Source organism: Microcoleus sp. D2_18a_D3 (assembly GCF_036702455.1).
In the GTDB taxonomy this organism is placed as follows: Bacteria; Cyanobacteriota; Cyanobacteriia; order Cyanobacteriales; family Microcoleaceae; genus Microcoleus.
This window is the reverse complement of the sequence record NZ_JAUBTK010000177.1, coordinates 1-4,362: the sequence shown is the minus strand read 5'-3', so window position 1 is coordinate 4,362 and position 4,362 is coordinate 1. Positions and strand designations below refer to the sequence as shown.

Genomic DNA, 4,362 nt, shown 5'->3' with positions numbered 1-4,362 from the left:
AATCCTCTTCCTTCCAGGTAGAGGTCGCCCCGCGGTCAACTGTCAACTGTCAACTGTCAACTGTCAACTGTCAACTGAACGCGCCCACTGTTGTAATATGTAATTGTAAAATTTGGCGGTGTCTACTTTATCCATTGCTTTAATTTTTCGTCCTCCAGTTTTAACTTTTGTGCGTCCTTGGCTGATGCCTTCGGTAATAATTTCGGTTTCCCATTCTCGCAGTTGGTAAAATTCGGGATGCGCTAAATAAGCGGTTGCCAAAATGTCCCAAAAATAGTAATCTTGAGATATTGCTAGGGCATAACACTGTCCTGCTAAGTCGGAAATTGGATATTTGCGCTGTCTTGCTAAGAGATTGGAAAATTCTACAGTCAGGGGTACATTATTAGTGATGTCTAAAGGACACATGACAACGGGAATTTGGGTTTGCCAAATTCTCTCGATTGCTATCGGGTCCCAGTAAGCATTCCATTCCGCCGACATATCTTGTCCGGGTTCCATATCTTTGCTAACATTGCCGATAACATTGAGGGCGCCTCCCATCCAGACAATTTCTTGAATTTTGCTTTCAATTTCTGGCGCGATATCTAAAGCTTGCGCTACTGTTGTTAACGGGCCCGTTACCATCAACGTCACCGGTGCGACTGCATCCCGCAAAACTCGCACCATAAAGTTTTGTCCGGGTTCTGATATTAACGGCGTGTCAATGGTTCCTTTTTCATTTAGAATGGGAAGTCGATCGACTGCAAAGGAATCTCGCCGAAATAACACCGGAAATGGGTTGAGTCCCCGCACCGTACTCGCCGCCACTGGAACTTCTGAACGCCCCATCAAATCGAGGATTTTGCGCGTTGCACTCACCGCCGGTTGAATGTAGCAGTCTGCAGGAGTTACAATTACTCCCAGAGTTTCGACTTCCTCCATTGTCATCAGCAACACGACGGAGAGATAGTCGTCAACTGCACCGTCGTGATCCATTAGTACGAGTTTTTTGGACATTTTGCTTCCCCGGTGACTGAATTAGTGTAAAGTACAAATATTAATTTTTTTGTGCGAGAAACACAACTGGCTCAACTATATGAATACAGTATCACCTTACGGCTCTTGGAAATCACCTATTTCTTCCGATTTAATTGTTTCTGGAACTGTCGGACTCGGACAAATTGCTATTGACGGCGATGATATTTACTGGGTTGAGGGAAGGCCTTCGGAAGCGGGGAGAAGCGTCCTCGTGCGGCGCACTCCTGATGGTAAAATCAGCGACGTGACACCGCATCCTTTTAATGTTCGCACTCGCGTTAACGAATACGGCGGCGCTGCTTTTGCAGTTGCTGGCGGTGTTGTCTATTTTTCTCATTTTGCCGACCAACGTATTTATACTCAAACATTAAATTCTCAACCCCAACCTCTGACACCTACTGCTAATTCTCGCTATGCAGATGCGATAGTTGACAAGCAAAGAAATCGCCTGATTTGCGTGCGCGAAGACCATGCAGGTGAGGGCGAACCTGTCAATACTATTGTTAGCATTAATTTAGATAACGGCGAAGATATTCAAATCTTAACTCAGGGCAATGATTTTTATGCTTCCCCTCGTTTTAGTCCAGACGGTTCTCTACTTTCCTGGATTTCTTGGAACCATCCAAATATGCCGTGGGATGGCACAGAATTGTGGGTAGCAGAAATTAATGCTGACGGTTCTTTAGGTGAAAAATACTTAGTTGCTGGCGGGGTTGATGAGTCGATTTTTCAACCGGAATGGTCGCCCGATGGAGTTTTGTACTTTGTTTCTGACAAGTCTAACTGGTGGAATTTCTACCGCTGGCAATCTAGAACCCCCCTCAATCCCTCCTTGGTAAGGGGGGAAGCAGAGATAGAAACCAGCTTGTGCGAAATGGCGGCTGAATTCGGACTTCCTCAGTGGGTTTTTGGAATGTCTACTTATGCCGTTGTCTCGGAAAGCCAAATTATTTGCACCTACACTCAGCAAGGCCAGTGGTATTTAGCGAGTCTTGATTTAACGACAAAGCATTTGACAACTATTGAGACGCCTTACACTGATATTTCGTCGGTAAAAGCGCGGGGAGAAACTGTTGTTTTTCTAGGAAGTTCGCCGACGGAATCTACTGCTATTGTGCAACTAAATCTAGCAACAAATAAACTAGAAATATTGCGCCAATCGAGCAATTTAAGCATCAATCCGGGTTATCTTTCTGTACCGGAACCAATTGAATTCCCCACGGAAAACAATTTGACTGCTTTCGGTTTCTTCTATCCCCCGACAAATCAAGATTTCGCAGCGCCTGCGGGTGAAAAACCGCCGCTTGTTGTTAAAAGTCACGGCGGCCCCACTGCTGCTACTTCTAGCAGCATGAATTTGAAAATTCAATATTGGACGAGTCGCGGTTTTGCCGTGCTCGATGTTAATTACGGCGGCAGCACTGGTTACGGCCGAGAATACAGAAAAAGACTGCAAGATAGTTGGGGAATTGTCGATGTTGACGACTGCGCTAACGGTGCTAAATATTTAGCTCAAAAAGGTTTAGTTGATGGCGAAAGAATGGCGATCGCCGGAGGCAGCGCAGGGGGGTACACTACTCTGTGTGCTCTTACTTTCCGCGATGTGTTTAAGGCCGGTGCGAGCTATTATGGAGTTAGCGATTTGGAAGCTTTGGCAACGGATACTCACAAGTTTGAAGCGCGCTATCTGGATGGATTAATCGGGCCTTATCCTGAAAGAAAAGATTTGTATGTAGCTCGTTCGCCGATTCATTCCGCCGAACGTTTATCTTGTCCCGTTATCTTTTTTCAAGGATTAGAAGATAAAGTGGTTCCGCCCAATCAAGCGGAAATGATGGTAGAGATATTGAAAGCTAAAGGTTTGCCGGTTGCTTATGTTGCTTATGAAGGGGAACACCACGGTTTTCGCCGCGCTGAAAATATCAAAAGAACTCTTGACGGCGAATTCTATTTCTATTCCCGGGTGTTTAAGTTTGAGTTAGCTGAACCTGTGGAGGAAGTGCCGATTTTCAATCTTTAGAAAAAATTAAGTTTGCAGTTGCTCGGTCTTCCCTAAAACGCACCTGCAAGCTTTATCATAATTCGCAAATTTTAAATGTGATTTACTTCACAAATTGGGCTGTTTATTGTCACACCTTTAAAGGCAATACAGCTATAAATTTTTATAGTGCGATCGCCTTTTGTTGTTGCAGAAATGCCCGATCGCGATCGTCGAATTAGAGAATCAATTACTATGCAATCTCCTGTCCACCTGATTCCATCTGCTTTGGGCGAGCTGTTTGCCGAAGTGAATCAAAATGGCTATATTACCGAAAAACGGGGTCTAAAGCCCCGTCCTTCTAGGACGGCTTTAATTTCTGCAATTTGTAAATAATTGTTAATTATGCGGATTTTGTGGGTAAACGTTTTAGTAAAAGTGAGAAGCTATTGCCATGATAGTTTTAGAGTTTAAGTTGAAAGGCAAAGCGGAGCAATATCGGAGCATCGACGAAATGATTCGGACGGCTCAATTTGTCCGAAATAAAACTCTTAGATATTGGTTAGACAATCAAGGAATTAAGCTGGTAGACCTATATAAACAATGCGCTGTAATGGCGAAAGAGTTTGAATGGGCGGGCAAGCTTAACTCGACGGCACGTCAAGCTTCGGCAGAACGTGCCATTTTTGCTATAGGGCGTTTCTTTGCTAATTGCAAAGCAAAGAAAGCAGGAAAAAAGGGATTCCCACAGTTCAAGAAACATACCCGCTCCGTTGAGTATAAACAATCGGGTTGGTCACTTTCTATCGACAAACGATGTTTGACATTTAAAGACGGCTTCGCTGCTGGGAAGTTCAAGTTGGTTGGTAGTCGGGATTTACATTTTTATGCACCCGACGAGATTAAACGAATCAGAGTCGTGCGTCGTGCCGACGGATACTACGCCCAATTTTGCATCAATGTGGAACGGAAAGAGGAAGTTATTTCCACTGGTAAATCCATTGGAGTAGATGTCGGATTAAACCACTTCTATACTGATAGCGACGGCGAAACAGTTCCTAATCCTCGGTATCTCCGCAAAAGCGAAAAAGCTCTGAAGAGATCCCATCAGCGAGTTTCTCGGAAAAAGAAAGGTTCTAAGAACCGAAAGAAAGCGACAAACAAGTTAGGAAGAAAGCACTTAAAGGTCAGTCGGCAGCGTAAAGACTTCGCCATAAAAACGGCGTTGTGCGCGGTGAAATCTAACGATTCTGTAGCCTACGAAGACCTTCAAGTGCGGAACATGGTTAACTGTAGTTTAGACTAAAAAATGAGCGCAGCTAAAAGTAGCTACCTTTGAATCTTAGGCAAGCTGTTGCTCACAA

3 protein-coding genes and 1 pseudogene are annotated in these 4,362 nt (G+C 44.4%); 3 read left to right on the top strand and 1 reads right to left on the bottom strand.

Translation table 11 applies throughout. The features are described from left to right. Positions 1-63 precede the first annotated feature (63 nt). Complete coding sequence (locus QUB06_RS34165; RefSeq protein WP_333439230.1) at positions 64-999, bottom strand: nucleoside hydrolase; 936 nt, start codon at positions 997-999, stop codon at positions 64-66. A 79-nt stretch (positions 1,000-1,078) separates the two neighbouring features. On the opposite strand from QUB06_RS34165, the gene QUB06_RS34160 reads away from it, so the two are divergent. The 3 genes and pseudogenes from QUB06_RS34160 to QUB06_RS34150 all read left to right on the top strand — a co-directional run. Beyond that, the gene (locus tag QUB06_RS34160; protein ID WP_333439228.1) at positions 1,079-3,040 is read left to right on the top strand and encodes a S9 family peptidase; all 1,962 of its coding nucleotides are present in this window, start codon (positions 1,079-1,081) and stop codon (positions 3,038-3,040) included. Positions 3,041-3,187: 147 nt separating this feature from the next. Beyond that, positions 3,188-3,394 (top strand): hypothetical protein, encoded by a 207-nt coding sequence (locus QUB06_RS34155; protein ID WP_333439227.1) that lies wholly within the window; start codon positions 3,188-3,190, stop codon positions 3,392-3,394. A gap of 58 nt (positions 3,395-3,452) precedes the next feature. Beyond that, positions 3,453-4,286, top strand: a pseudogene (locus tag QUB06_RS34150) (RNA-guided endonuclease InsQ/TnpB family protein); the annotation flags it as partial. Between the last annotated feature and the right edge of the window lie 76 nt (positions 4,287-4,362).

Bases quoted from the DNA above. Each gene is read 5' to 3' on its own strand.
- QUB06_RS34165 (WP_333439230.1), bottom strand. From the start codon at position 999: ATGTCCAAAAAACTCGTACTAATGGATCACGACGGTGCAGTTGACGAC.
- QUB06_RS34160 (WP_333439228.1), top strand. From the start codon at position 1,079: ATGAATACAGTATCACCTTACGGCTCTTGGAAATCACCTATTTCTTCC.